Annotated in this window: 20 protein-coding genes; 5 read left to right on the top strand and 15 right to left on the bottom strand. The window is 61.3% G+C overall.

Annotation, left to right across the window (positions count from 1 at the left end; translation table 11 throughout):
• Positions 1-11: 11 nt before the first annotated feature.
• Complete coding sequence (locus KGA89_RS06765) at positions 12-617, top strand: toluene tolerance protein (RefSeq protein ID WP_223470983.1); 606 nt, start codon at positions 12-14, stop codon at positions 615-617.
• Here the strand turns inward: KGA89_RS06765 and KGA89_RS06770 are convergent.
• The 7 genes from KGA89_RS06770 to KGA89_RS06800 form a co-directional block, all read right to left on the bottom strand.
• Entirely contained in the window at positions 603-1,706 is a 1,104-nt protein-coding gene (locus KGA89_RS06770; RefSeq protein WP_223470984.1) for a glycosyltransferase, read from the bottom strand. The two genes, KGA89_RS06765 and KGA89_RS06770, sit on opposite strands and share 15 nt — an antisense overlap.
• Before the next feature lie 47 nt (positions 1,707-1,753).
• Positions 1,754-2,518 carry a glycosyltransferase family 2 protein gene (locus tag KGA89_RS06775; protein WP_223470985.1) on the bottom strand — a complete coding sequence of 255 codons (765 nt, stop codon included), beginning with the start codon at positions 2,516-2,518 and terminating at the stop codon, positions 1,754-1,756.
• Positions 2,519-2,573: 55 nt separating this feature from the next.
• Positions 2,574-3,530: a glycosyltransferase gene (locus tag KGA89_RS06780; RefSeq protein WP_223470986.1), complete on the bottom strand. Its 957-nt coding sequence runs from the start codon at positions 3,528-3,530 to the stop codon at positions 2,574-2,576.
• A gap of 84 nt (positions 3,531-3,614) precedes the next feature.
• Entirely contained in the window at positions 3,615-5,015 is a 1,401-nt protein-coding gene (locus tag KGA89_RS06785; RefSeq protein ID WP_223471192.1) for a PIG-L deacetylase family protein, read from the bottom strand.
• A gap of 8 nt (positions 5,016-5,023) precedes the next feature.
• On the bottom strand, positions 5,024-5,920 hold the full coding sequence (locus KGA89_RS06790) for an antimicrobial resistance protein Mig-14 (RefSeq protein WP_223470988.1): 897 nt from the start codon (positions 5,918-5,920) through the stop codon (positions 5,024-5,026).
• The gene (locus KGA89_RS06795) at positions 5,921-7,051 is read right to left on the bottom strand and encodes a glycosyltransferase (protein WP_223470990.1); all 1,131 of its coding nucleotides are present in this window, start codon (positions 7,049-7,051) and stop codon (positions 5,921-5,923) included.
• A complete protein-coding gene (locus KGA89_RS06800; protein ID WP_003197115.1) occupies positions 7,035-8,792 on the bottom strand; it encodes a carbamoyltransferase in 1,758 nt (585 codons plus the stop codon). Before KGA89_RS06800 ends, KGA89_RS06795 begins: the two co-directional genes overlap by 17 nt.
• A 527-nt stretch (positions 8,793-9,319) precedes the next feature.
• On the opposite strand from KGA89_RS06800, the gene KGA89_RS06805 reads away from it, so the two are divergent.
• Complete coding sequence (locus KGA89_RS06805) at positions 9,320-9,706, top strand: hypothetical protein (RefSeq protein ID WP_223470991.1); 387 nt, start codon at positions 9,320-9,322, stop codon at positions 9,704-9,706.
• Between the two features lie 393 nt (positions 9,707-10,099).
• Here the strand turns inward: KGA89_RS06805 and KGA89_RS06810 are convergent, their stop codons facing one another.
• From KGA89_RS06810 to glnE, 8 genes are all read right to left on the bottom strand, one after another.
• Positions 10,100-11,560, bottom strand: coding sequence for a lipopolysaccharide kinase InaA family protein (locus KGA89_RS06810; RefSeq protein ID WP_223470992.1), 1,461 nt, complete (start codon positions 11,558-11,560; stop codon positions 10,100-10,102).
• Positions 11,560-12,312, bottom strand: coding sequence for a lipopolysaccharide kinase InaA family protein (locus tag KGA89_RS06815; RefSeq protein ID WP_223470993.1), 753 nt, complete (start codon positions 12,310-12,312; stop codon positions 11,560-11,562). The genes KGA89_RS06810 and KGA89_RS06815 overlap by 1 nt, the downstream gene beginning before the upstream one ends.
• Complete coding sequence (locus KGA89_RS06820) at positions 12,309-13,043, bottom strand: lipopolysaccharide kinase InaA family protein (RefSeq protein ID WP_223470994.1); 735 nt, start codon at positions 13,041-13,043, stop codon at positions 12,309-12,311. The genes KGA89_RS06815 and KGA89_RS06820 overlap by 4 nt, the downstream gene beginning before the upstream one ends.
• Entirely contained in the window at positions 13,043-13,849 is an 807-nt protein-coding gene (gene rfaP, locus KGA89_RS06825; RefSeq protein ID WP_003197105.1) for a lipopolysaccharide core heptose(I) kinase RfaP, read from the bottom strand. The genes KGA89_RS06820 and rfaP overlap by 1 nt, the downstream gene beginning before the upstream one ends.
• The gene (locus KGA89_RS06830; RefSeq protein WP_223470995.1) at positions 13,846-14,970 is read right to left on the bottom strand and encodes a glycosyltransferase family 4 protein; all 1,125 of its coding nucleotides are present in this window, start codon (positions 14,968-14,970) and stop codon (positions 13,846-13,848) included. The genes rfaP and KGA89_RS06830 overlap by 4 nt, the downstream gene beginning before the upstream one ends.
• The gene (waaC, locus tag KGA89_RS06835; RefSeq protein WP_223470996.1) at positions 14,970-16,028 is read right to left on the bottom strand and encodes a lipopolysaccharide heptosyltransferase I; all 1,059 of its coding nucleotides are present in this window, start codon (positions 16,026-16,028) and stop codon (positions 14,970-14,972) included. The genes KGA89_RS06830 and waaC overlap by 1 nt, the downstream gene beginning before the upstream one ends.
• A gap of 1 nt (position 16,029) precedes the next feature.
• Entirely contained in the window at positions 16,030-17,064 is a 1,035-nt protein-coding gene (waaF, locus tag KGA89_RS06840) for a lipopolysaccharide heptosyltransferase II (protein WP_223470997.1), read from the bottom strand.
• A 342-nt stretch (positions 17,065-17,406) separates the two neighbouring features.
• Positions 17,407-20,358 (bottom strand): bifunctional [glutamate--ammonia ligase]-adenylyl-L-tyrosine phosphorylase/[glutamate--ammonia-ligase] adenylyltransferase, encoded by a 2,952-nt coding sequence (gene glnE / locus KGA89_RS06845; protein WP_223470999.1) that lies wholly within the window; start codon positions 20,356-20,358, stop codon positions 17,407-17,409.
• 382 nt (positions 20,359-20,740) lie between these two features.
• Here glnE and aceE point away from each other — a divergent pair, with 382 nt between their 5' ends.
• From aceE to KGA89_RS06860, 3 genes are all read left to right on the top strand, one after another.
• Positions 20,741-23,386 carry a pyruvate dehydrogenase (acetyl-transferring), homodimeric type gene (gene aceE, locus KGA89_RS06850; RefSeq protein ID WP_003197095.1) on the top strand — a complete coding sequence of 882 codons (2,646 nt, stop codon included), beginning with the start codon at positions 20,741-20,743 and terminating at the stop codon, positions 23,384-23,386.
• Between the two features lie 11 nt (positions 23,387-23,397).
• On the top strand, positions 23,398-25,032 hold the full coding sequence (gene aceF / locus KGA89_RS06855) for a dihydrolipoyllysine-residue acetyltransferase (RefSeq protein WP_223471001.1): 1,635 nt from the start codon (positions 23,398-23,400) through the stop codon (positions 25,030-25,032).
• 430 nt (positions 25,033-25,462) lie between these two features.
• A complete protein-coding gene (locus tag KGA89_RS06860; RefSeq protein ID WP_223471003.1) occupies positions 25,463-26,854 on the top strand; it encodes an alkaline phosphatase D family protein in 1,392 nt (463 codons plus the stop codon).
• The last annotated feature ends 135 nt before the right edge of the window (positions 26,855-26,989 follow it).

Genomic DNA, 26,989 nt, shown 5'->3' on the forward strand with positions numbered 1-26,989 from the left:
GTTTCCCTACGATGCAATCCTCACGGCTTCCCCAAGCCGCCCTGAATCAATTGATTGAAGGCGCCAGCATTCTGGAGGCCGACAGCTACGGCCCAAAAGTCTATCTGCTGCAGGATGGCAATATCCTCAAGCTGTTTCGCCGCAAACGGTTTTTTTCTTCGGCCCTTCTAAAGCCCTATTCAACGCGATTCATCAATAATGCAGCCCGCCTGCAGAAGCTCGGTGTACCGACCCTCGAAGTGCTGGCCGTCTACAAATTGCAGAAGCCCGGCATGACCGCCGTACTGTATCGACCTCTTCCGGGAAAAACCCTGCGCCAATTATCGAGTCAGGAAAATTTCAGCTGGCAGCATACCCTTCCTGCGCTGGTCGAGTTGATCCGCAGCCTGCACGCCAGCGGCATTTATTTCCGCTCACTGCACCTGGGCAACATCGTCGTCACGCCTGAAAATAAACTTGGGTTGATCGATGTGGCTGACATGCGCTTCCTGCGCTCGCCGCTGCCACGCTACCTGGCACGCCGAAACTTGCAACATTTCGCTCGTTATATTGCCAGGGAGAACCTGAACGGGAGCTTTCCAATGCAGGCATTGGAAAGTGCCCTATTGACTGCCTGAGATCAACTGCCGGGCGGTCTGACTGAAACTCGACCAGGCCTTGTCAGGTGCCAGCGCCTGGTACTGGGCCTCCGCGACCGCACTGGCCGGCGCCTGTGCCGCCCGCCCGATCGCCTCGCTCCAGCGCCCTTCATCGTTGAGCGGAGCGTACCAACCAGTGTCGCCCAACTGCTCACGAAAGACCGCAAGTTCGCTGGCCAGCACCGGGACACCAGCCAGGACAGCCTCCTGGAGAATCAACCCGAGGCCCTCGTCCAGGGACGGGATCAGCACCCAATCAAACGCCCTGTAGAGCTTCGCGACATCTTCCAGATGCCCCGTCAGCAATACCTTGTCGACCAGATCCGGCTGGGCGATCCGCGCTTGCAACGCCTCGCGTCTCGGCCCCTCGCCAACAATCACCAGGCGCCAGTCGGAATGGCTGGCCGCGGCCCGGCCAAACGCCTCCAGCAAACTGGCGAATCCCTTGCTGTCCACCAACCGACCTACGGCGCCAAAAACCCGCGCCTCTGTGCCAGGCAATCCCAAACGGGCACGTGCCTCTTCGCGAGACAACAGTGCAGACTGGAAGGCTGCCGGATCGAACGCGCTACGCAGCGCCCTTACCTGGATGCCCAACTCATCCTGGAGCGACATCGCCAGGGTCTCGGAGACCGCGGCCAGGGTCAGGCGTGAAGCTGGGAAGCCACGCAACAGTTCACGGCCCGCGGGATTGAGTCGTGTCGCACCATGGAAAATCACCACCACGCGGATCTGCGGCAGATCCTCGAGGACCGGCAACAAGGTACGCGCCACGCCAACGCCATCAAGCAACACTACACGGGCATCGCTTTCGAGAAATGCCTGGCGGAAACGGCTGTGCATCAAGGGCTTGAGCAGGCGCCAGACATGTCGGCCCTTGAGCTGGGCTGAGGTCATATTCCACTCAAGCGCCGCCCCGACATCAACCCGACACGCAGCCGCCTCCCCCTGCAAGAGCCATGTCTTGACAGGCATCGCAGGCTCCATCCGCGAGAGAATCTGATTATGAACCTTGTGTACCGAAGCGAACGGCGAACCGCCCGCCCACATGACATTGATAATGCTCATCGAGCAGCAAACCTTTTATCGCGGACCAGGATCCGTGCTTGGCGGCATTAATAGTTGATAAGCCAGCCGATGCAGACTCCGAGCAAGAAAACCAAGGACAACTTGACCTGCTCGCGGCGCTTTCGGCGTGCCTTTCGCTCGCGCTCCACGGGCACTTCTACATGAACCCCGAATCCGGTGTGCAAAATAGCATCCCCTTCCAGCGCAACCGCCGTCAAGTTCAGCTGGGCATAGCGCATAGACAGAGCCTTTTCGCCACCGAAACCGGCAAAGGGTGCGCAGAGGCCATACTCTTTCAACCGTCGCAGGCCTGGGTTGAGAGAAAAGCTTTGCCATTCGGGCTTGTCTGAAATCAACGGATAACAGGGCACGCCACCAATGACGTCACGTTCGCCGAGGTGAATGTAGGGGCTATGTACGGACAAGTCGTAGACATAGTTGCGCAACCACACTTGGAGAATATCCGGCCGCAGCTCCAGGATCGTGTGCGAATCCTCCACGAAGGCCGGACGATAGAACTCCCAGTCATCCTCGCAGTGAAAGACATAAGGCGTCTTGACATGCTCGTACGCCAGGTCGATCGAGGCCAACTGCCCCAACTTCGGCCGATTGACAAAAACCCTCGTGCGGTCCTTCCAGTGAGCGGGAATGGCGGCATATACGCCTTCGTCACCGGCATCTTCCGTAATGAAGACTTCACGAATCGGCGCGGTATTGAAGCGGTCGAAGCTCTCCAGGGTCCGCTTGAGCAGATCGAACCGGCCGCAACTGGTTACCACCAGGGTAATGTCACTCTCGTCGGAAAACTGCACTGAAATACCATCTAGTCAAACGCCATCCCTGAATCGGATGACTGAACGGTTCGTGTCAAACGCCCAGCTTCAGGCGCAATGTCTCCAGCAAACTCAACGGAGCCCGAGGCCGCAAGGGCGGCTCCAGTGCTTCAACGATCTTCTGCCCGATGCGCGCGAAACTGAACTGTTCCAGCGCCAGCTCCTGGCCGTTGTGCGCCACTCTACGCGCCAGCTCGGAGTCGGCACGCAGCCGGGAAAGCTTTTCCTGGAGTTGCGGGATGTCACGGTACAACACCACGTTGTGCATGTCCTGCAACCCCAACGCACGCGCCTCGTCGATGCCCTGGTCAAACGCCAACAGGACACAGCCGCAGGCCATGGCTTCGAAATTCTTGATCATGAACTCGCCCATGCCCACGTCGGCACTGACGAAAAAGCGGATACGGTTCAGAGTCTCGCAATACTCTTCACCGGACTTGGTCCGGGTCACGACCAGCGGTTCAACGCGTCCCAGCTCATCCAGCAGCGCCTTGCGACCGCTATAGGCAACACTGTTGGTGCTACCAACGAAGGCCAGCTCGATGTCCCGCTCACGACCCCGATCCTGCAATAACGATTGATCGTAGCCTTTGGGCACGAAAACCGCATCGAAACCTTCGCCACGCAGACGTTCGGCCACCATGAAGCCGGAACTGATCACCCGCACCCACGGCAGGCGCCGGTAATGCGCACTGAATTTGCCGGTGTATTTGCACGGGATGTAATTCTGGTAGGCATCGTGCTCGAGGATCACCAGGTTGGGGATCGTGCGGATGAAGCCGGCCTGGCGGATCTCCTGCTTGAAACGCAGGAAAAATACGATCCGATCATAACGCGAGACGTCCACATGGCGGCGGAAGTATCCCCGCAGGTTGCGTTGTTCCTTGCTGTCGAGCCAGCGCAAGTCGCACTCGCAATGAGCGGCCACGCCTTCGTAGAGTCGGTCCAGGATGGCCCGCTGTTCTTTCTGCACCAGAAATAGAACTTTCATCGTCTTCCTTGCGGCACCGAACGACTTGATAAATAACCGGGGGCCTTTTTGCGCCGCAGCGCAAAGACGCCCCGCCTAGGGCCCTTACAGCCGCCAGAACAATTCATGGCGACGTACAGCCTTGCGAAAAAATTCGTTCTCGCCATACGCTGAGCAGGCGCGCCCGGCCAGCAGGCGCTGGAGGCCACGGCGCAGACGACGCTTGAACGGCGCACGCGGTTGCAGATCGTGCATCATGCCCAGCGCCATGGCCTTGTCGCGCTGTCCAGGCACTGCCAGTGGCAGGCTGACAGGATGCATTGGCAGGGCCGGATCGAAATACGGCGGCAACGCAATGCCCGCTCCCGCATTCCCCATAGGCCAACGGTCGTTGTCGTGCAAGTGATTGGCGTAGCCCAACAGCGTGGTCGGCTGCCACTCCAGGCCTTCGAGGGCTTGCAGGACGGCATGATGGGCGCAGAGATGGTCGGGGTGCGGATCAAAGGTTGGATGCGGCAACACAATGACCTCGGGACGCGCCTTGAGCAGCAGTTCGCGCAGGTCTGCCAGCAGGTTGTTCCAGGTCGGCGCGCCGTCGGCATCGCCGGGCAGCAGGAACGGGTTCAACTGGCGGAACAGCCGGGTATCGCTCAGGTCAGCCTCGCGAGAACCTTGGGGGTGGCTCGGCGCCGCTTGCATGGCGGCCAGTTGCAGGCAGAAGTAACCCAACTGCACACAATGCGCTTCAGGCACTCCCGCCCAACGCGGTACGGCAATGCTGTCCCAGGCGCGCAAACGGCCCTTGAGCCGCGCAGCTTCAACGCGATCCAAGCCCATCTGTCGATAATGTTCGGCTTCGATTTCACCGGCGGTCAGCGTGACGATCCAGGCTTCGTCAGCCTGGCTGTACAAGCCGTAGGCGGCCAGCTCCGCATCGTCGGCATGGGGAGCGATGACCATCACCCGCTGGCGCTGCACTTGCGGCGACGTGAAGGACCATAGCGTCGGCTCGCCCAGCAAACGGCAATGGCGCCCGCGCAGGCGCAGCTCACCTCGGGACAACGCCGGGCCCTGCTCGCTGAGATTGAGATAGCGCAGGCCGTTGACCCCGCGCTCGAAAGTTTGCAGGTCCCTTTCACCGCCCAACAATTCGACAACCGGATCGATGAAGCGCCCCAGCCAGGTGCTCTTGACCCGCAACGCGAGAATCAACGTCGCGCCATCGTCCAGAATCACGCCTTCGTCCAGCCGCAGCCGCCCGGCATTGAGGTGCACCTTGGGTTGCTGGGTGAACGGCGGGAAGCTGTACTGGTAATCATCCCTGGGCGAATAGAACAGGTGATCGGCGAACCACGCCTCATGGGCGATCCATCCCAGCACCGCCAGCACCAGGGGCAACCACCAGGCCACTGCCACCCCCAGCAAGACCAGCACGATGAGGGCGAGCAGCAGCCCCACGCGCTTGTTGCGACGGTGGCGCTTGAGCAACTGTTGCTTGCGACTGATCGGTGGGTTCATACGGTAAACACCGGCACGGGGTTGCACCAACGGTCCTTGTATTCCCGGTCCGCCCGACCGAACGAAAAACGCAACGGCTTGCCAGCGGCACGGGCATGTTCCCAGGCGCTTTGGGTGTTGAGAAAACTCAACACACTGCCGGGGCTGAATTCGCGAGTCTGTGGGTCGACGCCACCGTTTATGTACTCGACGCTGATCCACTCGGACGCTTCGACGCGATACACCAACTGGATGGCAATCGGCGCATCGTTGAGGAAGATCACCGAACCGATCAGCCATTCGCGCAGCAACTCGATCACCTCGCCCATGCGCTCGGCACCGGTGGCCGCAAAGCCCCAGCGACGCAGGAACAGGTCGCAGTAGATCGAAGCCAGCTCGGCACTGGAAAATTCGCCGACCGGCCGCACCACCCCGCCCGCCTCTTCCAGCAAGCGCAGCTCACGGCGCTGGTTGTAGCGAAACTTCTTGGATAGCTCTTCTGGCGTGCGGGCCATGGCCAATTGTTCCTGCTGCAACTTCAAGCCACTGAAGCGCCCCTCGTTGAGGGCCGACAGGTAACGCCCGCGATGACGCAAAGGGGCTTGTGCATCGGGCGCCGCCGGCAGGATCAGCTCGGCATTACCCAGGTCGAACAAGCCCTTCTTGCCGCTGCGCTTGAGCACGTCCTTGGACAACGCCAGGTCGCGGCCCCAGGTCGGTATGGCCGCCTTGAGTTCACCGTCCTGCTCGAACGCCAGATAACGCACGGGAATCCCGGCCAGGGCCGCCAGGCGCTCGACCACCAGGGGATGAGTCGCCACACTGCCGCCAAAACGCTGCCAGGCCTGGGCATAAATCGACGCGTCTACGGCTGTCCAGCCGCGCTCACGCCAGCCTTGGAATCGATTGAACATTCAGGCCCTCGGCGCCAGTTCGGTGACTTGGGGCAAACGCCAGAATGCCTCGCGTACGGCGCGATCCGAGAAGCGCTCGCGCAAGCGGTCGAGCATCAGCTCGGCGCATTGGCGACGCTGCAGATCGTCCATGGCCGCCAGGTGTTGCAGCCCCTGAGCCATGTGCTCGGCGTCACCAAGCGGAAACAGGATGCCGACGCCTTCGACCACTTCCTTGGCACCACCGCAAGCAGTGGCCAGCAACGGTACACCGGCGGCCATGGCTTCGAGCAGCACCATGCCAAACGGCTCATGGTCGGAACTCAGGGCAAACACATCAAACGCGCGGAAATAACGGCGCGCCTCGGGCACCTGGCCGAGCAACAGCACGCGATCGGCGATGCCCAATTCCAGCGCCAATGCCCGGAGGTCCTGCTCCAGGCGGCCCTTGCCAAGAATCGCCAGCTGACTGTTGGCCGGTAAATACTTCAGCGCCGCAGCAAAACCGCGCAACAGCGTGACCTGGTCCTTGTCCGGGTGCAGACGGCCGACATTGCCGACAATCCAGGCGTGCGCATCCAGCCCCAGGGTCTGTCGTGCCTCCTCGCGGGAGACCAGGCTGGCCTGTGTGGCGTCGAGGTCGATGCGGTTGTAGAGCGTCTGGATCCGGGCAGCCGGCCATTTCGACAGGCAGCGGCGCATGTCGTCACGCACCGCATCGGAAACCCCGAGCAGGCTCAGGCGTTTACGAAAAAACTGGGCGAACAGCCGGCGGGTACGCCGTTGATAGTCACCGAAGGCATGATGCACGCCAATCACCGGCAAGCGGGTGCCGAGCAGGGCGATGTAGATCGGCTTGAAGCGATGGGCAATGCAGAAACTGAAATTGCGTGAGGCGGCAATCTTGCGCAGATCGCCAATGGCGCCCAGCTTCAGGCCACGAATGGCACTGGAGCTGTACTCCATGAACAGCACCTCGTCCGAGGCACAAGCGGAGGCGACTTGCGCATCCGCCACCCCGGTGAGAAACACCGTGGTCACGCGATAGCCAGTGCCCGCGAACAGGCTGGCGTACTGACGGGCGCAGTCCAGGAACGGCCCGTCATAACCGTGGCAGAACTGCAGCACATGTCGCTCAGCCGAGCGTGTCATAAGCGTCCACGCCGTCTTTGACCACCAGGATGTCTTCCATGATCAGGTACTGCAGGTCGGAACCGAAGAACATGTTCAGCGCGTCGGTCGGCGAACAGATCATCGGTTCGCCACGACGGTTGAGCGAGGTGTTCAACGACACGCCGTTGCCGGTCAGGACTTCCAGGGCCTTCATCATGTCGTAGTAACGCGGGTTGTATTCGCGTTTGAGCACCTGGGCCCGGGAAGTGCCGTCTTCATGGACGACTTCAGGCACGCGAGTTTTCCATTCTTCGGCCACCTCGAAGGTGAAGGTCATGAATGGCGCCGGGTGGTCGACCTTGATCATCTGCGGCGCAACGGTGTCGAGCATCGAGGGGCAGAAAGGCCTCCAGCGTTCGCGGAACTTGATCTGCTCGTTGATCCGATCGGCCACGCCGCTGGCGCTTGGGCAACCGATGATCGAACGACCGCCCAAGGCGCGCGGGCCAAACTCCATGCGCCCCTGGAACCAGGCCACCGGGTTGCCGTCGACCATGATCTTGGCGATGCGCTCAGGTGTGTTGTCGATCTTGCGCCACGCAGGCTTGCTCGGATGACGGGCGCACGCAGCGATCACGTCTTCGTTGCTGTAGGCCGGGCCGAGGTAGACGTGTTCCATCTTCTCTACCGGCACGCCACGGGCATGGGACACATAAGCCGCCGCACCCACGGCAGTACCGGCGTCGCCGGAAGCCGGTTGCACGAACAGCTCCTTGACGTCGTCACGGGCGATGATTTTCTGGTTCAACTTGACGTTCAACGCGCAGCCGCCAGCGAAAGCCAGCTTGCCGGTTTCCTTGAGCACGTCGCCCAGGTAGTGGTCGATCATTTGCAACGCGAGCTTCTCGAACAGCGCTTGCATGCTCGCCGCGTAGTGAATGTACGGCTCGTCGGCGATGTCGCCTTCACGTTTCGGGCCGAGCCATTCGATCAGCTTCGGCGAGAAGTAGAAACCCTTGCCCTTCTCTTTATAGCGACGCAGGCCGATCACGTTGGCGTAGTCGGTGTTGATCACCAGCTCGCCGTTTTCAAAAGAAGCCAGGCGCGAGAAATCGTACTTGGTGGCATCACCGTAGGGCGCCATGCCCATGACCTTGAACTCACCGTCGAGCATCTCAAAGCCCAGGAACTCGGTGATCGCGCCGTACAGGCCGCCCAGGGAGTCCGGGTCGAAGAATTCCTTGATCTTGTGGATCTTGCCGTTTTCGCCATAGCCAAAGAAGGTCGTGGCGTATTCGCCCTTGCCGTCGATGCCCAGGATTGCGGTTTTCTCCTGGAAGCCCGAGCAGTGGTAGGCGCTGGAGGCGTGGGCCAGGTGATGCTCGACCGGCTCGATCTTGATCTTTTTCGGATCGAAGCCCAGTTGCTCCAGGCACCAGACGATCTTGCGGCGATAGCGCTTGTAGCGGCGGTTGCCCATCAGGATCGCGTCGAGGGCCCGATCCGGGGCATACCAGTAGCGCTTGGCGTAGTGCCAGCGCGCCTCGCCGAACAGGCTGATCGGGGCGAAGGGGATCGCCACCACATCGACGTCGGAAGGCTTGATGCCGGCCTGCTCCAGGCAGAACTTCGCCGATTCGTAGGGCATGCGGTTCTTTGCATGTTTATCGCGTACGAAGCGCTCTTCCTCGGCCGCCGCGATCAGCTTGCCGTCTATGTACAGCGCTGCGGAAGGATCATGGCTAAGGGCGCCGGACAGGCCAAGAATCGTCAATGCCACAGGGTCTAGCCTCTTATGTCTGCATACGGGCGACAAGCGCCTCGAAAAATTGATGTGCCGCGCACCTGGGGCACGGGGCAGCTAAAGGGCGGGATTATAGCTTAAAAGTGCCCTTAAACCTCTAGCAGTGAGTGGGAGCTTGTTGAGCACTGTCGCTCGGGCACTCATTGACGCTCACGGCGCTAAAGATTTTTAACCTTGGACACATCGACCGGTCGTGTTTTGTGGGCACGTAAACGCTTGTACACACTTTCGACAACGAGCGATGCCTGCCCCCCATGCAGTATCTGAACATCCGTAAAAGACAAATAAAAAACAGCCTATACGGCCAGATGATCCATTCCGACAGATAGAGCTGGGCATACAAAAAAATAGAGCCAAAGAATCAACGAAACAACACCAACAACTATCTATATAACTCATGCAACCGCTTGTCGCCACTGTCAACATTGACAGTAGCGAGCCCTTTAAAAAACCAATGCAATTGAACGCGTAATACTTCATGGATAAACCAGGGATGCACACTCATGACCACTTACGCGATCACCATTGGCGCTAACGGAACCGAATCTCGTACCTATGAGCCCGGCCATCGGGCGCAACTATTTATGATACAACCCTCGAGTGACGGCTCAACTCATCTCATCAATCCGGACGGCTTTCTATTGGCCACCACAGGTGACGGGGGTGTAATGTCATCACGAGGCGCCGCAGACGGCAGCTCGGCGATTAGTTTTGAAGTGCAAAATCATGGGGACGGAACAGTAAGAATTAAAGCGGGATACTATAACTTATGGGTGCAACTTACCGCTTATGACGTTAAAACCGTTCAATGGGACCCCAACAGCCCCTACCAAAGATTGACTCAGCGCGACGGAGGGAACGGGTACTATTCTTTTACTGTAGATCTTTGATTTTCATGAAGTAGAAGACTCCTACATTTTTTGAAATACATTGAAGTGCCTTGCGATGGTATTTTTTGGCCGGAATGGGGTGGGGGTGAGATGGGGTGTATATCCGGTTCTTCGGTAACGGCGGCTTACGATTCCGCTCTTACGGCGGGTCACTTTTGAGAAGCCCGGAAGCCGGCCCAGTCAAAAGTAAGCAAAACGCTTCTGCCCCCAACACTCGGCACCTCGCCTAGGCTCGGTGTGCCCGAACGAAGGCATTGCTCCGTGGGCCCGCCGCGAAGGCGGCAGCGCATTTCACACTTGAATCCGCCCCTCTTCTCGACCTGAAGGTCCATGCAGTCCGTGGCGAGGGCGCATCGGCGACCTCAACTGAACAGCAGGGTCTTCACTTGTGGTTCATAGGGTGGACGAGGCGCTATCGACTGTTTTGGGCACCCGCTGATCAATCACCCGATACAGTGCACTGTCCTGCGGCCAATTGCGCATGAACCGCGCGCGATCCCGGGCGTAGGCCTGGGCGAAGCTGGCGTGGGTGCGGTGTTGGCACATCGAGTCGAGGTCGATCAGCGCCCAGCGGTCGTGCTGCCAGAACAGGTTGTGGCCCTTGAAGTCGCCGTGGCTGATACGTTCACGGATGAGGTCGGCGAACAAGCGATCCAGGGCCAGCAATTCCGTCTCGGGGGCGTCACCGTTTTGCACGTAAGGGCCGAAGCGCTCGATGATATCCGGCCCCGCCAGGTATTCGGTGACCAGGTAAGCGCCGCGGCGCAGCCACAGAAAACGCTTTTCCAGCAGCGCCAGGGGCTTGGGCGTAGCGATGCCAAGAAAGGCCAGGCGATGGCCTTCGCGCCAGGAATGCCAGGCGCGACTCGGGCGCCAGAAGCGCTTGAGCCAATGGGCGAAGTTCTTGATGTTGTAGCGCTTGATCACCAAGGTGCGACCGTTCGCCTCGATTTTGCCGACACTGGCCGCGCCGCCGGTCTTGTACAGGTGGCCCTGGTCGAGCAATGCATCGGCCTGCTCCAGCACCGGCATCATGGCCGCTTCTTCATCACGGCGGATCGCCCGCAAGCCAAACGCCCCGCGTTGCACGCTGAACAGGCTGCACTCGCGCCCGACTTTCGCGAGGAAATCCTTGAGGCGCCAGGCTTGCACCTTGTCGATCTGTTTTTGCAGCGCTTCCATGGGCAGCGCGTGTTCGGCGTTGCCCAGCAGGTAATACACCAACAGTTCTTCATTGAACGGCTGGAGGGCTTTGGGAAGCTGGGCGAAAAACACCCCAAGGTTCTCCAATACTTTCTGCCGCGACAGCGGCTGCCCTGGGGTTTCAGCGCGGATGCCGGCGCCGTCGATCAAATAGAGTTTGCCGTCGTGACGCAGCAGATTGTCCAGGTGCAGGTCTTCCTGCCACAGGCCTTTGCTGTGCAATTGCGCGATAGCGCCCAGGGCTTCGGCCAGCACCGCCGTCTGCTCGTCAGCCAGCAATGGCAGGTGTTCGACCTGTTTCCAGGCATCCCCCAGGCTCTCGGCGTCTTCGAGCAATTCGAACAACAACCAGCCGCCTTCACCCTCTTTCAGTCCATCGGCCAGCAACAACGGCGTGGTCAGCCCCTGCTCTGCCAGCAGGCGAACGCCTTGCAGCTCCCGCTGGAAATGCCGGGCGGCCTTGTTGCCCACCAATAATTTGGCCAATACCGGCCGGCCACGCCAGACGCCCGCGCCGACGTAACGTTGCCCCGGCAACACCCGTAACAGCGAAAGCAGTTGCAACTTCGCCGGGCCGGCGGCATCGGCCAGTTCCAGGCTCATGGGCAGGCTGGGGCTGCGGCCGGCATTCTTCAATTCGGACAGATGCATCAACGGGCTTCCTTGTGGCTGCGCCGAGCGTTCAGACGGGTCATCCAGCGGTCGACCTGCCCACTGTCGAGCGGCCGGTCCAGATAACTGGACAGCAACTGGCGCACATCGGCCTCACTCCAGACGGAGGCGCGCCGCAGCAAAGGCTCCAGGTCCTTGACCCGATCACGCAGGCCGAACAACAGCGGCCGGGTCTTTTCCAGGTCGATCAATTGCGCCTGATAGCCGTCGGCGGTGGCTTGCAGGAAGATGTGTTTTGGATAGAAGCAACCGTGCACCTGATGCATGCCGTGCAGGCGCCGCGCCAGCAAACCGCAGGCGTTGAGGATGGTGGTGCGCTGCGCCGCCATCAGGCTCGACCAACGCTGCACCAGTGAATCCAGGTCATCCCAGCCGTCCAGGGCACGGGTCAGCAGGACCGCCCGCACCTCGCCGTTCACCTTGCGCTGACCATAGAACACCGCTTGCAGGGCTGGAATGCCCAGCTGGCGATAGCGGCTGATGTTGCGAAACTCCCGGGAGAAGCTTGGCTCGCCAAACGGATGGGACAAAGTCCGGGTCAGGTAATTGCTCTGGCGCTTGAGGTAATAACCCTGCCCCTCCAGGTCCAACCGGAACACACTGCTCCAACCGTCACCCGAGGTGTTGGGTTCGTCCACCGCGTCCAGTTGCCGCGCCCACAAGGCCTCGAAGCTGTCCAGGCCATGACGTTGCAACAACGCCTGGTCTTCAGCGGCCAGAAAATCAGTCATTCACGCCCCTCGAAAAATCTCACCACGTGACGGATGCGTTTCTTGTCACACGCATCGAGCCGGTCGCGCTGGCGATATTGCAGGTAGAACCGCAGGCGCTGCGTGGCCGACAAGTGATACTTGGCCACCTTGTCCAGGCATGCCAAATCCTTGGTGATACGGTACTTGAGCCAGAAGCCGCGCCAGAAGTCGCCGTTCGGGCAGTCGATCAGGAACAGCTTCGCCTGGTCATCGACCAGCAGGTTGCGCCACTTCAGGTCGTTATGGGTGAAACGGTGGGCGTGCATGGTCCGTGTGTAACCGGCCAGTTGCCGGCTCACGTCTTCGACCCAGGCGCGGTCGGCCAGCCTTGGATCGCGACGCTCGGCCAGGGCCGAGAGGTCTTCGGTATGCGGCAGTTCGCGGGTGATCATCGCGCCACGGGCATAGGTCGCGCCGCTTCGCTCCAAGCCCCAGCCCACGACTTCGGCGGTGGGAATGCCCCATTTGGCGAAGCGCTTGAGGTTCTGCCATTCGGACTTGACCCGGGGTTTGCCCAGGTAACGCCGCAAGCCTTTGCCGGCCCCGACGTAGCGCTTGACGTAGTAATTCACGCCGTTGCGCTGCACCCGGATCACCTCCGACAACGGATCACGGGTCAAACGCTCCCCTTGCAACGCGAACACCGCCTCGAGGCTGCCGAAATCCTGCGCCAGATCGGCGTAGGCCGGTTCCAGTTTCCAGCCTGACATCAGAGCGCGTCCCCGTATCGCTGCTTGCGGGCATACAGCTTGTTGGCCTTGCCTTCGAGCCAGGCCAGCAACGACGCCTCTTCGGCGAGGATCCGGCGCAATGGCTGCTGGAAATAGCCCTTGAGGAAACGCAGCTTGTCGCGGCGGGTCAGGCCGATGTCCAACGCCGAGAAATACAGCGCCGCCAGGTCCTTGTTGCGCCAGCGAGTGGTAATGGCTGGACGGGTCTGGGCGCGGTGCAGGTCGATCACCGAAAGTTTGAAATCGGCAGGTGTCACCGGCTTGTCGGTGTGCAGCAGGAAGTGGCAGATGTAGCAGTCACGATGGTTGACCCCGGCGCGGTGCATCATGCCGGTCATGCGCGCCACTTCGGCGATCAGGGCACGCTTGAGTGCCGGTTGCGGCGGCTGCTTGACCCAGTCGATGCTGAAGTCTTCGAGGCTGACGGTCGGCGCCAGCTCTTCGGTGACGATGAACGAGTGCTGGTCTGCCGGGTTGCTGCCCTTCTCGCCGTACGCAACAGCGGTCATGGTCGGCACGCCGACTTCCTGCAAACGCTGGATCGCTTTCCATTCCTGACCTGCGCCGAGTACCGGCAGCTTGGCGGTGAACAGGTTCTTGAAGATCTCGCCCCAACCGATGCCGCGATGGATCTTCACGAAAAATCCACGACCGTCCACCTCCGTGCGCAAGGTGCGCCGGGCTTCCAGTTCGCGATAGACCTCGCCCTTGAGCGCCTCGACTTCGGCGAACGCATCGCGCCCGGCCCAAAGGCTCTTGAACGGTTCGGCCAGCATCAACTTCATTGTGCGTGCTCCGCCAAAATCACATCGGCCGCGTGCTGCGGCATGCTGTAGAGGTCGGCCGTCTCGGCGAAGGCCAGACCGTTGCGGCTCCAGGCCGCCCGGGCATCGGCATCGTTCAACATGCGACCCAGGTACTCGGTGAGTTGCGCTTGTTCAAACGGCTCGTCCAGCACCAGGCCACTGTCGGCCTCCGCGATGTAATGGGCGTACCCACACACCGCGCTGACCAGCACCGGCAACCCGGCCACCAGCGCTTCGAGCAGTACGGTGCCGGTGTTCTCGTTGTACGCCGGATGGATCAACAGGTCGGCGCCCAGCAGGAAACGCGGGATGTCACTGCGGCCCTTGAGGAACCGCACGTTGTCACCGAGCCCCAGTGCGGCGCTCTGCAGTTGGAATACCTTGGGGTCGTCCTGGCCGATTACAAACAGCCGAGTGCGTTTTCTCAATTCGGCGGGCAGCGCGGCCAGGGCCTTGAGACTGCGATCCACGCCCTTGGTCTTGAACCCGGAACCGATCTGCACCAGCAGCAGGTCGTCATCGGCCAGCTCGAATTCGGCCCGGAACGCCGCGCGGATCTGGTCGGCGTCGGCGGGCCGACGCCGATCCTGGGCGATGCCCGGCGGCAGCAGGTGAAAGCGCTCAAGCGGCGTGCCGTAGTGCTTGATGAACAGTGGCTGCTGGACTTCGGAAATCATCAGCACGTCGGTCTTGGCATCCTTGGCGAACACTGCCCGCTCGTACTCGGCGAAATGCCGGTAGCGGCCCCAGCGCCGGTACAGCGAATTGCGCAGGTTCTGCGCCTTGTCTTCGAAGCAGCCGTCGGCGGCGTAGTACACGTCCAGGCCGGGCATTTTGTTGAAGCCGATCAAACGGTCCACCGGGCGCTTGGCCAGGTCGGCCTCCATCCATGCACTGAGCTTCTCGTTGCGGCGATGATTGAACAGCGCCTTGACCGGCGCCACCAGCACTTCGAAGCCGGGCGGCACGTCGCCTTCCCAGATCAGCGTGTAGACGCGGATCTGGTGACCGCGTCGCTGGCACTCCAGGGCGATGCGCATGAAGTCACGCTGCAGGCCACCGAAGGGGAAGTACTTATAAAGGACAAAAGCCAATTGCATCAGCGCGGCTCCTCAGCCAATAACGTGCTCAGGTGGCTGGCAACACGCTCGGGGTTCAGACGCGTGAAGCACAGGGGCTGCTCGCGTTTCAGGTCAAACCGCCGGGCATCTTCGACAGTCGGCGGGTAAGTGCATTGTTTCTGCATGCACGGCGCACAAGGGAAATCACTGGCAAGGTGAATCTGGCCCTTGCCGTAGGCGCCGGTCAGCACCGGATTGGTCGGGCCGAGCAGCGAAATGGTCGGTACGTCCAGGGCTGCGGCCAGATGACCGAGACCGGTGTCCACCGCCACGCAGGCCTGGGCACCGGCAAGTACCTTGCCCATCCCGCCGAGGTTCAGCTTCGGCAGCACCAGGGCGTTGCGCAACCCGTTGGCGATGCGTTCGGCCCGGGCCTTCTCGGCGGGGTTGCCCCACGGCAGTTTTACCACCACGCCGAACTGCCCCATGCGTTCGGTGAGCTGGCGCCAGTAGAGCTCGGGCCAATGCTTGGACTCCCAGGTCGTGCCGTGCAGGAACACCACGTAGGGATAGGGGCGTGGCAATTCCACCAATCGGTCGACGTTGAGGCCATAGCTACCTAGCGTCTGCGGCAAGTCATAGCCCAGCGCCAGGGCAAATAGCTGCCGTACGCGCTCGACCGCATGCTGACCGCGAGCCACCGCCAGGCGCCGAGAATAAAAGCGCGCCGCCAGGGGCTCACGCGCCGAATTTTTATCCAGACCGGCCACCGGGGCCTTGACGTAACGGGTCAGCCAGGCACTTTTCAGCAGGCCCTGGGCGTCGATGACCAGGTCGTACTTTTCGGCGCGCACGCTCTGCTTGAAGCGTCGCCATTCGCCACTCTTGATGGTTTGCCAGAGGTTCTTGCGCCAGCGACGGATCGCTACCGGAATGACTTTGCCCACGGCCGGGTGCCAGGTGGGGATTTCGGCGAAGCCTTCTTCCACCACCCAATCGAACTTGATGCCAGGAATCGCCCGCGCCGCGTCGGTCAGCGCCGGCAAGGTGTGGACCACATCCCCCAGCGAAGAGGTCTTGATCAGCAATACCCGCAAGTTACCGAACCTCCACGGGTGTGCCCTGCAGACGCTCCAGGGCCTCGTTCACCGACGACGGCATGAGCTGGCGCAAGCAATTGTAATGACCGAAGCGACAGGTGCGGTCGAAGCACGGACTGCACTCGATGCCCAGGCGCACGACTTCGACCTTGTCGGCCAGCGGTGGCGTAAAGCCCGGCGAGGTGGAACCGTAGACCGCCACCAATGGGCGGTTCAGGGCCGCGGCCACGTGCATCAGGCCGGAGTCGTTGGAGACCACCGAATCGGCGCAGGACAGCAGGTCGATGGCCTCGGCCAGGGAGGTGTCGCCGCTGAGGTTTACCGACTCTTCCCGAAGGCCCGGGATCAGCCGCGAGCGGATGTCTTCCCCCACCGGGTGATCTTTTTTCGAGCCGAACAGCCAGACCTGCCAGCCTTCGCGAATCTTCGCCTCGGCAACCTGGGCGTAATGCTCGGCCGGCCAGCGCTTGGACTCACCGAACTCGGCGCCCGGACACAGGGCCAATACCGGACGGTCCAGGCTCAGGCCGAACTTGGCCAGCGCTGCTTCGCGGGTCACCGGGTCGATCTGCAGGCTCGGTCGTGGATACGGCTTGGGCAACTCGGTCCCAGGCTCGCAGGCCAGGGCCATGAAGCGCTCGATCATCAGCGGATAACGTTCTTTGTCCAGCGTGCGCACGTCGTTGAGCAGGCCGTAGCGAAACTCGCCACGCCAGCCGGTGCGCTTGGGGATGCCAGCGAAGAACGGCACCAGTGCCGATTTCAACGAATTGGGCAACAGGATCGCCTGGTCGTACTGACCGGCCAGGGATTTGCCAATGCGTCGGCGGGTCGCCAGCTCCAGCACGCCGTGGCCGAGCGGGAAGCTCAAGGCCTTGCGTACCTCGGGCATGCGCTCAAGGATCGGCCGGCTCCACTCGGGGGCCAGGACGTCGATTTCGCACTGCGGATGACGCTGCTTCAGACACTGGAACAGTGTCTGCGCCATCACCATGTCACCGACCCAGCTGGGCCCAACGATCAGAATATTCATGTGCTTTCCAAAAACGATACGGGGAGGCCTACGCCTCCCCGCCTCGAGAATCACTGTGGCTTAGGTCGTTGCCTGTTGCCCTAATCTACAACACACCACCCATCTACTGTGGAAGCGGGCTTGCTCGCGAAGAGGCCGGCACATCCAGCATCAATGTTGCCTGACACTCCGCTATCGCGAGCAAGCTCGCTCCCACAATGGGTCTGTATATGTCTTCAGCACGGTGCAACACCGCAAATCCACTGTGGGAGCGAGCTTGCTCGCGATGAGGCCGGCACACTCAACATCAATGTCGCCTGACACTCCGTCATCGCGAGCAAGCTCGCTCCCACATTCAAATCTTCAGCTCAGCCCCAGCTTCCGCCAGATCCGCAGTACCTGCCGACGCTCATCCACGAACTGGTCGCCTGCGATCACCCCGGCATCTTTCTGCAAGGCCTGGCGGTGGGCGGCGGAGCGGTAGGCTTTGTAGGCTTCGCGCAACAGCGTGGCATCTTCGGCCGGCATCAGCCCGACCTCCTGCAACCCGTCCAGAATGCGGATGTTATCGGTGTAGCGCACCAGCGACGGGTGTTCCTCGGACCACGCCAGGGCCGCGTATTGCACCATAAATTCAATATCGACGATACCTCCGGCATCCTGCTTGAGGTCGAAGGGCGCCGTCGCCTCGAAGGCATTCGGCGCGGTCCCGGCGGCGGTGGCCTTGCTGCCAAGGTTGTCGCGCATCTTGGCACGCATCTCGCTGACCTCCTGACGCAGGGTCGGCAAGTCACGCTTGCGTCCCAACACCTGGGCGCGGACCTTCTCGAACGCCTGACCCACGTCCTGGCTGCCCACCAACACCCGCGCCCGCACCAACGCCTGATGCTCCCAGGTCCAGGCTTCGTTCTCCTGGTAACGGGCAAACGCCCCGAGTGAACTGACCAGCAACCCCGACGCCCCGGATGGCCGCAGGCGCATATCCACTTCATACAGCTGCCCGGAGTTGGTCTGGGCAGTCAGCAGGTGAATGATCCGCTGGCCGAGCCGGGTGAAGAACTGTGCACCGTCGATGGGTTTAGGGCCGTCGGTTTCCGCCTGAGGATCGCCATCGTGGATGAACACCAGGTCCAGGTCGGAACCATGCCCCAATTCCAGGCCGCCGACTTTCCCATAACCGACAATAATGAAGCCCGGATCGCACAAGCTGCCATCGGTGCGCAATGGCACGCCGTGCTTGGCGGCCGTCTGGCGCCAGGCCAGGGCCAGCACTTGTTCGAGAATCGCCTCGGCCAGCCAGGTCAGGTAATCGCTGACTTTCATCAGCGGCAGGCTGCCGGCGATTTCCGAGGCGGCCACCCGCAGGCGGTGCGCCAGCTTGAAATGCCGCAGCGCCTCCATTTGTTGCTCAAGGTCATCCTCGGGGATGCGCGTCAGGCGCTCTCGCAACTCCGCCGCCAACTCCGGCGCCAAGGGCGGCTTGAACAGCCGGCCCTCATTGAGCAATTCATCGAGCAGCAAGGGGAAACGGGTGATTTGTTCGGCAATCCACGGGCTCGCCGCGCACAACGTCAGCAAACGACGCAGGGCGCCGGGGTTTTCCGTCAACAGCACCAGGTAGGCCGAACGGCGGGCCACCGCCTCCACCAAAGGCAGCACCCGCTCCAGCACCAGGTCCGGATCGGCATGTTCCACGGCCTGGGCCAGCAGACGTGGGATGAAGGCGTCCAGACGCTCGCGCCCCAGGCGCTGCATGGCGCGCAGTTGCGGACTGCCGCGCAGGGCGGCCAAGGCCTTGAGGGCTTTGGGTGCATCGACGAAGCCGCCCTCTTCCAACTGACGACACGCCGCCTCTTCATCCTGGCTGTCTTCCCACAATGGCAACCATTCGCCACCCACCACCACTTCGCTTTCGCCACCCGCCTCTTCATCAGGGTCGGCGATGACCTGGCCGAAATGCCAGGCCACACGCCCCCGCCAGTACATCAATTGCTCGTGAAAGGCCGACCAGTCGGCAAACCCCAGCATGAACGCAATGCGCGCCTGGTCCTGCGGGTTGTCCGGCAACATCTGGGTCTGGCGGTCGGCAATCGCCTGGATCGCATGTTCGGTATAACGCAGGAACTCATAACCCTGGCGCAGCTCGTCGATCACCTTGGCCGGCAGATAGCCCTGGCCTTCCAGGGTCCCCAGCACCTTGAGCAGCGGACGCTGCTGCAAGCTCAGGTCGCGGCCGCCATGGATCAACTGGAACGCCTGGGCAATGAACTCCACCTCACGAATGCCGCCTGAGCCCAGCTTGATGTTGTCGGCCATGCCCTTGCGCCGCACCTCCTGCTGGATCAGTTGTTTCATGGTGCGCAGCGCTTCGATGGCGGAAAAATCCAGGTAACGGCGATAGACGAACGGGCGCAGCATGTCGAGCAATTGCGCACCCGCCACCTGGTCTCCCGCCACCACACGCGCCTTGATCATGGCGTAGCGTTCCCAGTCGCGGCCCTGGTCCTGGTAATACTGCTCCAGGGCATTGAAGCTCAGCACCAGCGCCCCGGCCGAGCCGTAGGGGCGCAGGCGCATGTCGACGCGGAACACAAAACCGTCGACGGTCATAGGGTCCAGGGCCTTGATCAGGCGCTGGCCGACACGGATGAAAAACTCCTGGTTATCCAGCGGTCGCTTGACGCCAACGGTTTCGCCGCCCTCGGGGTAGGCGAAGATCAGGTCGATGTCCGACGACAGGTTCAGCTCCACGGCACCCAGCTTGCCCATGCCCAGGATGACCATCTGCTGCGGCTCGCCGCTGCGCCGTCCGGTGGGTACGCCGAATTGCTGGCTGAGGCGCTGGTACAACCATTGATACGCCTGGTCGATGCAGGTGTCGGCCATGTCCGAGAGGTCGCGGCAGGTCTGGACCAGGTCGGCCTGGCGGGTCAGGTCGCGCCAGATGATCCGTACCTGCTGGCGGGTGCGCTGGCGGCGCAGGACGCGGCCCAGTTCTTCTTCAGTCTCGGCGGCCTGCACGGCGGCACCGATCTGCGCGCACATTTCTCCGGGCGCCAGGCTGCGGTCCAGTTCGCCGCTGCGCACCAGCTCCAGCAGCATCACCGGGTCACGGAGACTCTGCTCGATGACAAAGTCGCTGGCGGCGGCAATACGGTTGAACGCCTCCCAGCGCTGCGGGGTCCAGGCCGATAGCCCGTGATCGTCGTCGAACAAGGCGACCACCGCACGGAACGACTGCTCGGCACGACTGACCAATGACTGGAGAATGGCCGGCACCGTTTCCGGTATTGGGGCAAGCGAGGGCAGGCTCATGGTCTATCCTTGATCGGCGCGGGGAAGGCTGGATGTAGTGTTTTTTCGAAAGACACTACCTGATCGACTGTCGAACAAAGATGATAAATAGCTGAAAATCTGATTTTATTGGCAGCCGGCATCAAGTTTTTACCTGTTCGAGTTGGCTAAAGACCAACAGTAACGATTATTCTCACAACGAAACGAGGGGCCATAAGCCGCTCATGTGTAGTTTTACTACTCGTCTATACATTCGAAAGGCTGAAACGGCCGACGATTTGTAGTAAAACTACACGCCGCCGAAACAACCTTCGGCAATCCAAGAATTTATATCGTCTGCCCACAAGGCCAGTCGCAAACTCAGGCAACCGATTCTGGTAGCCTTTCCGCCCTGGAGCAAGCCATGCAAGACCTCGATCCCGTCGAAACCCAGGAATGGCTGGACGCCCTGGAATCGGTTCTCGACAAAGAAGGCGAAGACCGTGCTCATTATCTGATGACCCGTATGGGCGAACTCGCAACCCGCAGCGGTTCGCAACTGCCCTACGCCATCACCACGCCGTACCGCAACACGATCCCCGTTACCCACGAAGCACGCATGCCTGGCGACCTGTTCATGGAACGCCGCATTCGCTCGCTGGTACGCTGGAACGCGTTGGCCATGGTCATGCGTACCAACCTGAAAGATTCTGACCTGGGCGGTCACATCTCCAGCTTCGCCTCCAGCGCGACGCTGTATGACATCGGCTTCAACTACTTCTTCCAGGCCCCGACCGACGAACACGGCGGCGACCTGATCTACTTCCAGGGTCACGCATCGCCAGGCGTCTACGCCCGTGCGTTCATGGAAGGCCGTATTTCCGAAGACCAGATGAACAACTTCCGCCAGGAAGTGGACGGCAACGGCCTGTCTTCGTACCCGCACCCTTGGCTGATGCCGGACTTCTGGCAGTTCCCGACCGTTTCCATGGGCCTGGGCCCGATCCAGGCGATCTACCAGGCACGCTTCATGAAGTACCTGGAAGCCCGTGGCTTCATCCAGCCTGGCAAGCAGAAAGTCTGGTGCTTCATGGGTGACGGCGAGTGCGACGAGCCGGAATCCCTGGGCGCAATCTCCCTGGCCGGCCGCGAGAAACTGGACAACCTGATCTTCGTCATCAACTGCAACCTGCAGCGCCTCGACGGCCCGGTTCGCGGCAACGCCAAGATCATCCAGGAACTCGAAGGCGTGTTCCGTGGCGCCCAATGGAACGTCAACAAAGTCATCTGGGGCCGCTTCTGGGACCCACTGCTGGCCAAGGACGTCGACGGCATCCTGCAACGCCGCATGGACGAAGTCATCGACGGCGAATACCAGAACTACAAGGCCAAGGACGGCGCGTTCGTCCGCGAGCACTTCTTCAACTCGCCTGAACTCAAGGCCATGGTTGCCGACTTGTCCGACGACGAGATCTGGAAGCTCAACCGTGGCGGCCACGACCCGTACAAGGTCTACGCGGCGTACCACCAGGCGGTCAACCACAAAGAGCAGCCAACCGTCATCCTGGCCAAGACCATCAAGGGTTATGGCACCGGCGCCGGCGAAGCGAAGAACACCGCGCACAACACCAAGAAAGTCGATGTCGACAGCCTGAAGTTGTTCCGCGACCGCTTCGACATTCCGGTCAAGGACAGCGAGCTGGAAAACCTGCCGTTCTTCAAGCCCGAAGAAGGCAGCGCCGAAGCCCGTTACCTGGCCGAGCGCCGTGCCGCACTGGGCGGTTTCGTGCCGCAGCGTCGCGCCAAGAGCTTCAGCGTTCCGACCCCGCCACTGGAAACCCTCAAGGCGATCCTGGACGGCTCGGGCGACCGTGAAATCTCCACCACCATGGCCTTCGTGCGGATCCTCGCGCAACTGGTCAAGGACAAGGAAATTGGCCAGCGCATCGTTCCGATCATCCCGGACGAAGCCCGTACCTTCGGTATGGAAGGCATGTTCCGTCAGTTGGGCATCTACTCGTCCGTCGGCCAGCTCTACGAGCCAGTCGATAAAGACCAGGTGATGTTCTACCGCGAAGACAAGAAGGGCCAGATCCTCGAAGAAGGCATCAACGAAGCTGGCGCCATGAGCTCCTTCATTGCCGCCGGTACTTCGTACTCCAGCCACAACCAGCCGATGCTGCCGTTCTACATCTTCTACTCGATGTTCGGCTTCCAGCGTATCGGCGACCTGGCCTGGGCGGCCGGCGACAGCCGTACCCGCGGCTTCCTGATCGGCGGTACCGCGGGCCGGACCACGCTCAACGGTGAAGGCCTGCAGCACGAAGACGGCCACAGCCACATGCTGGCCGGGACCATCCCGAACTGCCGCACCTATGATCCGACCTACGGCTACGAGCTGGCGGTGATCATTCAGGACGGCATGAAGAAGATGACCGAAGAGCAACAGGACGTCTTCTACTACATCACCGTGATGAACGAGTCCTACCAGCAGCCAGCCATGCCGGCCGGTGTCGAGGCAGGCATCGTCAAGGGCATGTACCTGCTCGAGGAAGACACCCGCGAAGCGGCGCACCACGTCCAACTGATGGGCTCGGGCACCATCCTGCGCGAAGTGCGTGAGGCCGCGAAGATCCTGCGTGAAGAGTTCAACGTCGGCGCCGACGTCTGGAGCGTCACCAGCTTCAACGAACTGCGTCGCGACGGCCTGGCCGTAGAGCGCAGCAACCGCCTGCACCCAGGCCAGAAGCCAAAGCTGAGCTACGTCGAAGAATGCCTGAACGGCCGCAAAGGTCCGGTCATCGCGTCCACCGACTACATGAAGCTGTTCGCCGAGCAGATCCGCCAGTGGGTTCCTTCCAAGGAATTCAAAGTGCTGGGCACCGACGGCTTCGGCCGTAGCGACAGCCGCAAGAAGCTGCGTCACTTCTTCGAAGTCGACCGTAAGTTCGTTGTGTTGGCAGCCCTGGAAGCCCTGGCTGACCGTGGCGATATCGAACCTAAAGTGGTGGCCGAAGCCATCGCCAAGTTCGGCATCGATCCGGAAAAACGCAACCCACTGGACTGCTGAGGAGAATTTTCGTGAGCGAACTCATTCGCGTACCTGACATCGGCAGCGGTGAAGGTGAAGTAATTGAACTGTTTGTGAAGGTCGGCGACCGTATCGAAGCCGACCAGAGCATCCTGACGCTTGAATCGGACAAGGCCAGCATGGAAGTGCCTGCGCCGAAGGCCGGTGTCATCAAGAGCCTGAAAGTGAAGCTGGGCGACCGCCTGAAAGAAGGCGACGAACTGCTGGAGCTGGAAGTCGAGGGCGCCGCTGCGGCGCCTGAAGCGCCCGCCCCTGCTGCCCCGGCCGCGGCTGAAAAGCCTGCCGCCGCACCGGCTGCCGAAGCGGCTCCCGCGCCGGCTGCTGCGCCTGCCGCTGCCACGGTCCAGGACATTCATGTCCCGGACATCGGCTCGTCGGGCAAGGCCAAGATCATCGAAGTGCTGGTCAAGGTTGGCGACACCGTCGAAGCCGACCAGTCGCTGATCACCCTGGAATCCGACAAGGCCAGCATGGAAATCCCATCGCCAGCCGCCGGTGTGGTGGAAAGCGTCGAGATCAAGCTGGAAGACGAAGTCGGCACCGGTGACCTGATCCTGAAGCTCAAGGTCGCTGGCGCTGCGGCACCTGCCGCACCCGCGCAAGCCGCTGCACCTGCTGCCAAGGCCGAAGCGGCCCCGGCTCCAGCCGCCGCGCCTGCCGCCAAGGCCGAGGCTGCCCCAGCCCCGGTCGCCGCGCCTGCGCCAAGCGGTGCCAAGGTGCACGCCGGCCCTGCGGTGCGTCAGCTGGCCCGTGAATTCGGTGTCGAGTTGTCCGCCGTCGGCCCAAGCGGCCCTCACGGTCGCGTGCTGAAAGAAGACGTGCAAGCCTACGTCAAGGCCATGATGCAGAAGGCCAAGAACGCACCGGCCGAAGGCGCCGCTGGCGGCGCAGGCATTCCGCCGATCCCGGCGGTGGACTTCAGCCGCTTCGGCGAAACCGAAGAAGTGGCCATGACTCGCCTGATGCAGATCGGCGCGTCGAGCCTGCATCGCAGCTGGCTGAACATTCCGCACGTGACTCAGTTCGACCAGGCCGACATCACCGAGCTGGAAGCTTTCCGCGTTGCGCAGAAGGCCGTGGCGGAAAAGGCCGGCGTCAAGCTGACCGTGCTGCCGCTGCTGCTCAAGGCCTGTGCGCACCTGCTCAAGGAATTGCCGGACTTCAACGCCTCCCTGGCCCCGAGTGGCAAGGCTGTGATCCGCAAGAAATACGTGCACATCGGCTTTGCCGTCGACACCCCGGAAGGTCTGCTTGTACCGGTCATCCGCAACGTCGACCAGAAGAGCCTGCTGCAACTGGCTGCCGAAGCCGCTGCCCTGGCCGAAAAAGCCCGGAACAAGAAGCTCACCGCCGACGACATGCAAGGCGCCTGCTTCACCATCTCCAGTCTCGGCCACATTGGCGGCACCGGCTTCACGCCGATCGTCAACGCGCCGGAAGTGGCGATCCTGGGTGTTTCCAAGGCCACCATCCAGCCAGTCTGGGACGGTAAAGCCTTCCAGCCGAAGCTGATGCTGCCACTGTCGCTGTCCTACGATCACCGTGTGATCAACGGCGCCGCCGCTGCACGCTTCACCAAGCGTCTGAGCGACCTGCTGGGCGACATCCGCACCATCCTGCTGTAACACCGGGCGGCCCTCCCTTGCGGAGGGCCATTCGGAGCACTGTTTTCCGAGCGCCACGCTCGTACCTCAACCCCGTCCGTTTGGCGGGGCTTTTTTTTGCCTGGAATTCAGGTCAGGTGCATGGATGTTGGCTGTGCCGGCCCCATCGCGAGCAGGCTCGCTCCCACAATAGATTTCTGGCGCTGCACAGCACTTTAAACTTGCACCTCTCCCCCTGTGGGAGCGAGCCTGCTCGCGATGGCGGTCTGTCAGGCAACCCCGGCATTTTCCTACCCCGCAAGTTTTAAATGACTACACCCCCTGTTAGTCATTACCCACAACTTGCGCCCCCTTCCCTATCGATATTTATGGTGCGCCGGGCTTTAGCATCAAGACCGCCAAGGCAACTTGATGCTTGCCCCCATTACTAAAACTTCGAATGGATTCGAATATGTTCAAACCTACCGTTGGCCCCATCGTCGGCCACACGACAACGGACCACGCCCGGATATTCCTGCGCGGCGATCGCGGCAACAACCGGGTATTCGCCGGTATTCGCCACCGGCGCCAAGGCGATACACGCTGGTCGAAAGGGCATTTTGTCCATTTGAAGGCCTACCGCGACATGTCCGATGTCATCGTGTTGAAAGGCCTTCAACCCGATACCGCCTACGAGTACCAGGCCGGCTGGTTCAGCCCCTTGAGCCCGACCCATACCGTGGAAACCGCCCAGGAACTGCCGCTGCAATGGCCCGGGAACACCTACTGCTTACGCACGCCGGCCAGCAAAACCGACGTACCACGCGCTTATATCGTGGGCTCTTGCCGCTACTTGCGAATTGCCGCCGGCACCCCGTTGCTACCGGGGCTTGGGGACCGCACCTTTGCCGGCATCAACCGCATCGTGGCGCAGGCCGACCCACCGATCAGCGCGATATTGATGACCGGCGACCAGGTTTATCTGGATGACCTGAATGTCATCGGACCGGACCAAACCTATCAGAACATCCTTTTCAGATACCGATCGGTATTTAGCCAGCCACATATCCGGAAACTGATGTCCGGCATCCCGACCTACATGATCCTTGACGACCATGAGATCGAAGACAACTGGCCTGCCAGGAAAACCGCTAACGACGATGTTCTATACGCCAATGCGATGGCCGCTTATGGGCTTTATCAGGCCAGCCACGGACCCGCCCATGAACTGTCGAGCGACGGGACATTGAACAAGTCGTTAACCCGCTACTGGTACATCTTCACCCACGGCGATATCCAATGGTTCGTCACCGACAGCCGGACACAACGCAACCTGTCGGCGAATGACCGGCGCATCCTCGACGAGGAGCAGGAACAGTCCCTGCTCCAATGGCTCATCGACAGCCCCGCCCGGGTCAAACTCGTCGTGACCAGCGTCATGTTCTTCCCTGACAGCAAGCACGATGACGGTGACGCCTGGCAGGCCTTCCCGGAACAACGCCTGCGCCTGCTGGAAACCATACGTCGCCATCGGATCAAAAACGTGGTTTTCGTCTCGGGCGATGTCCACGGCTCCATGACCAGCCGCCTGCGTCACAGCGAGGATCCTGATTTCGAGGTCAACACCGTGGTTTCCTCGCCGTTCTACAACAGCAAACTGCTGCCTTTTGCGAAAGCCTCGGATTTTATTTTCCACTGGCCCATGGCCCGCACCCAAAGCGGTGAGTACCGCTATGAACTGACCAGCAAAGTGGTGAGCCAGGACAACTTCGCCCATCTGCAGGTCACGGCCCAGAGCCTTCAAGTCACCTTCCACGACCGGGACGGCAACCCTTTGCAGACCGTCGATATCCCACTGCAATGATCTTCCACGCCCTCTGATCGGTCGGCGACTGGAGAAATCCTCTCGTCGGCCGATAAAAGGTTTATAGCACTTGGCCTTCATGTCTCTTGTCAGCCAGTGCCGCAATGATGCAACCTTGCGCCAATCCGTAATAAC

The sequence above is a fragment of the Pseudomonas sp. A-RE-22 genome, from assembly GCF_019956035.1.
GTDB lineage: Bacteria > Pseudomonadota > Gammaproteobacteria > Pseudomonadales > Pseudomonadaceae > Aquipseudomonas > Aquipseudomonas brassicacearum.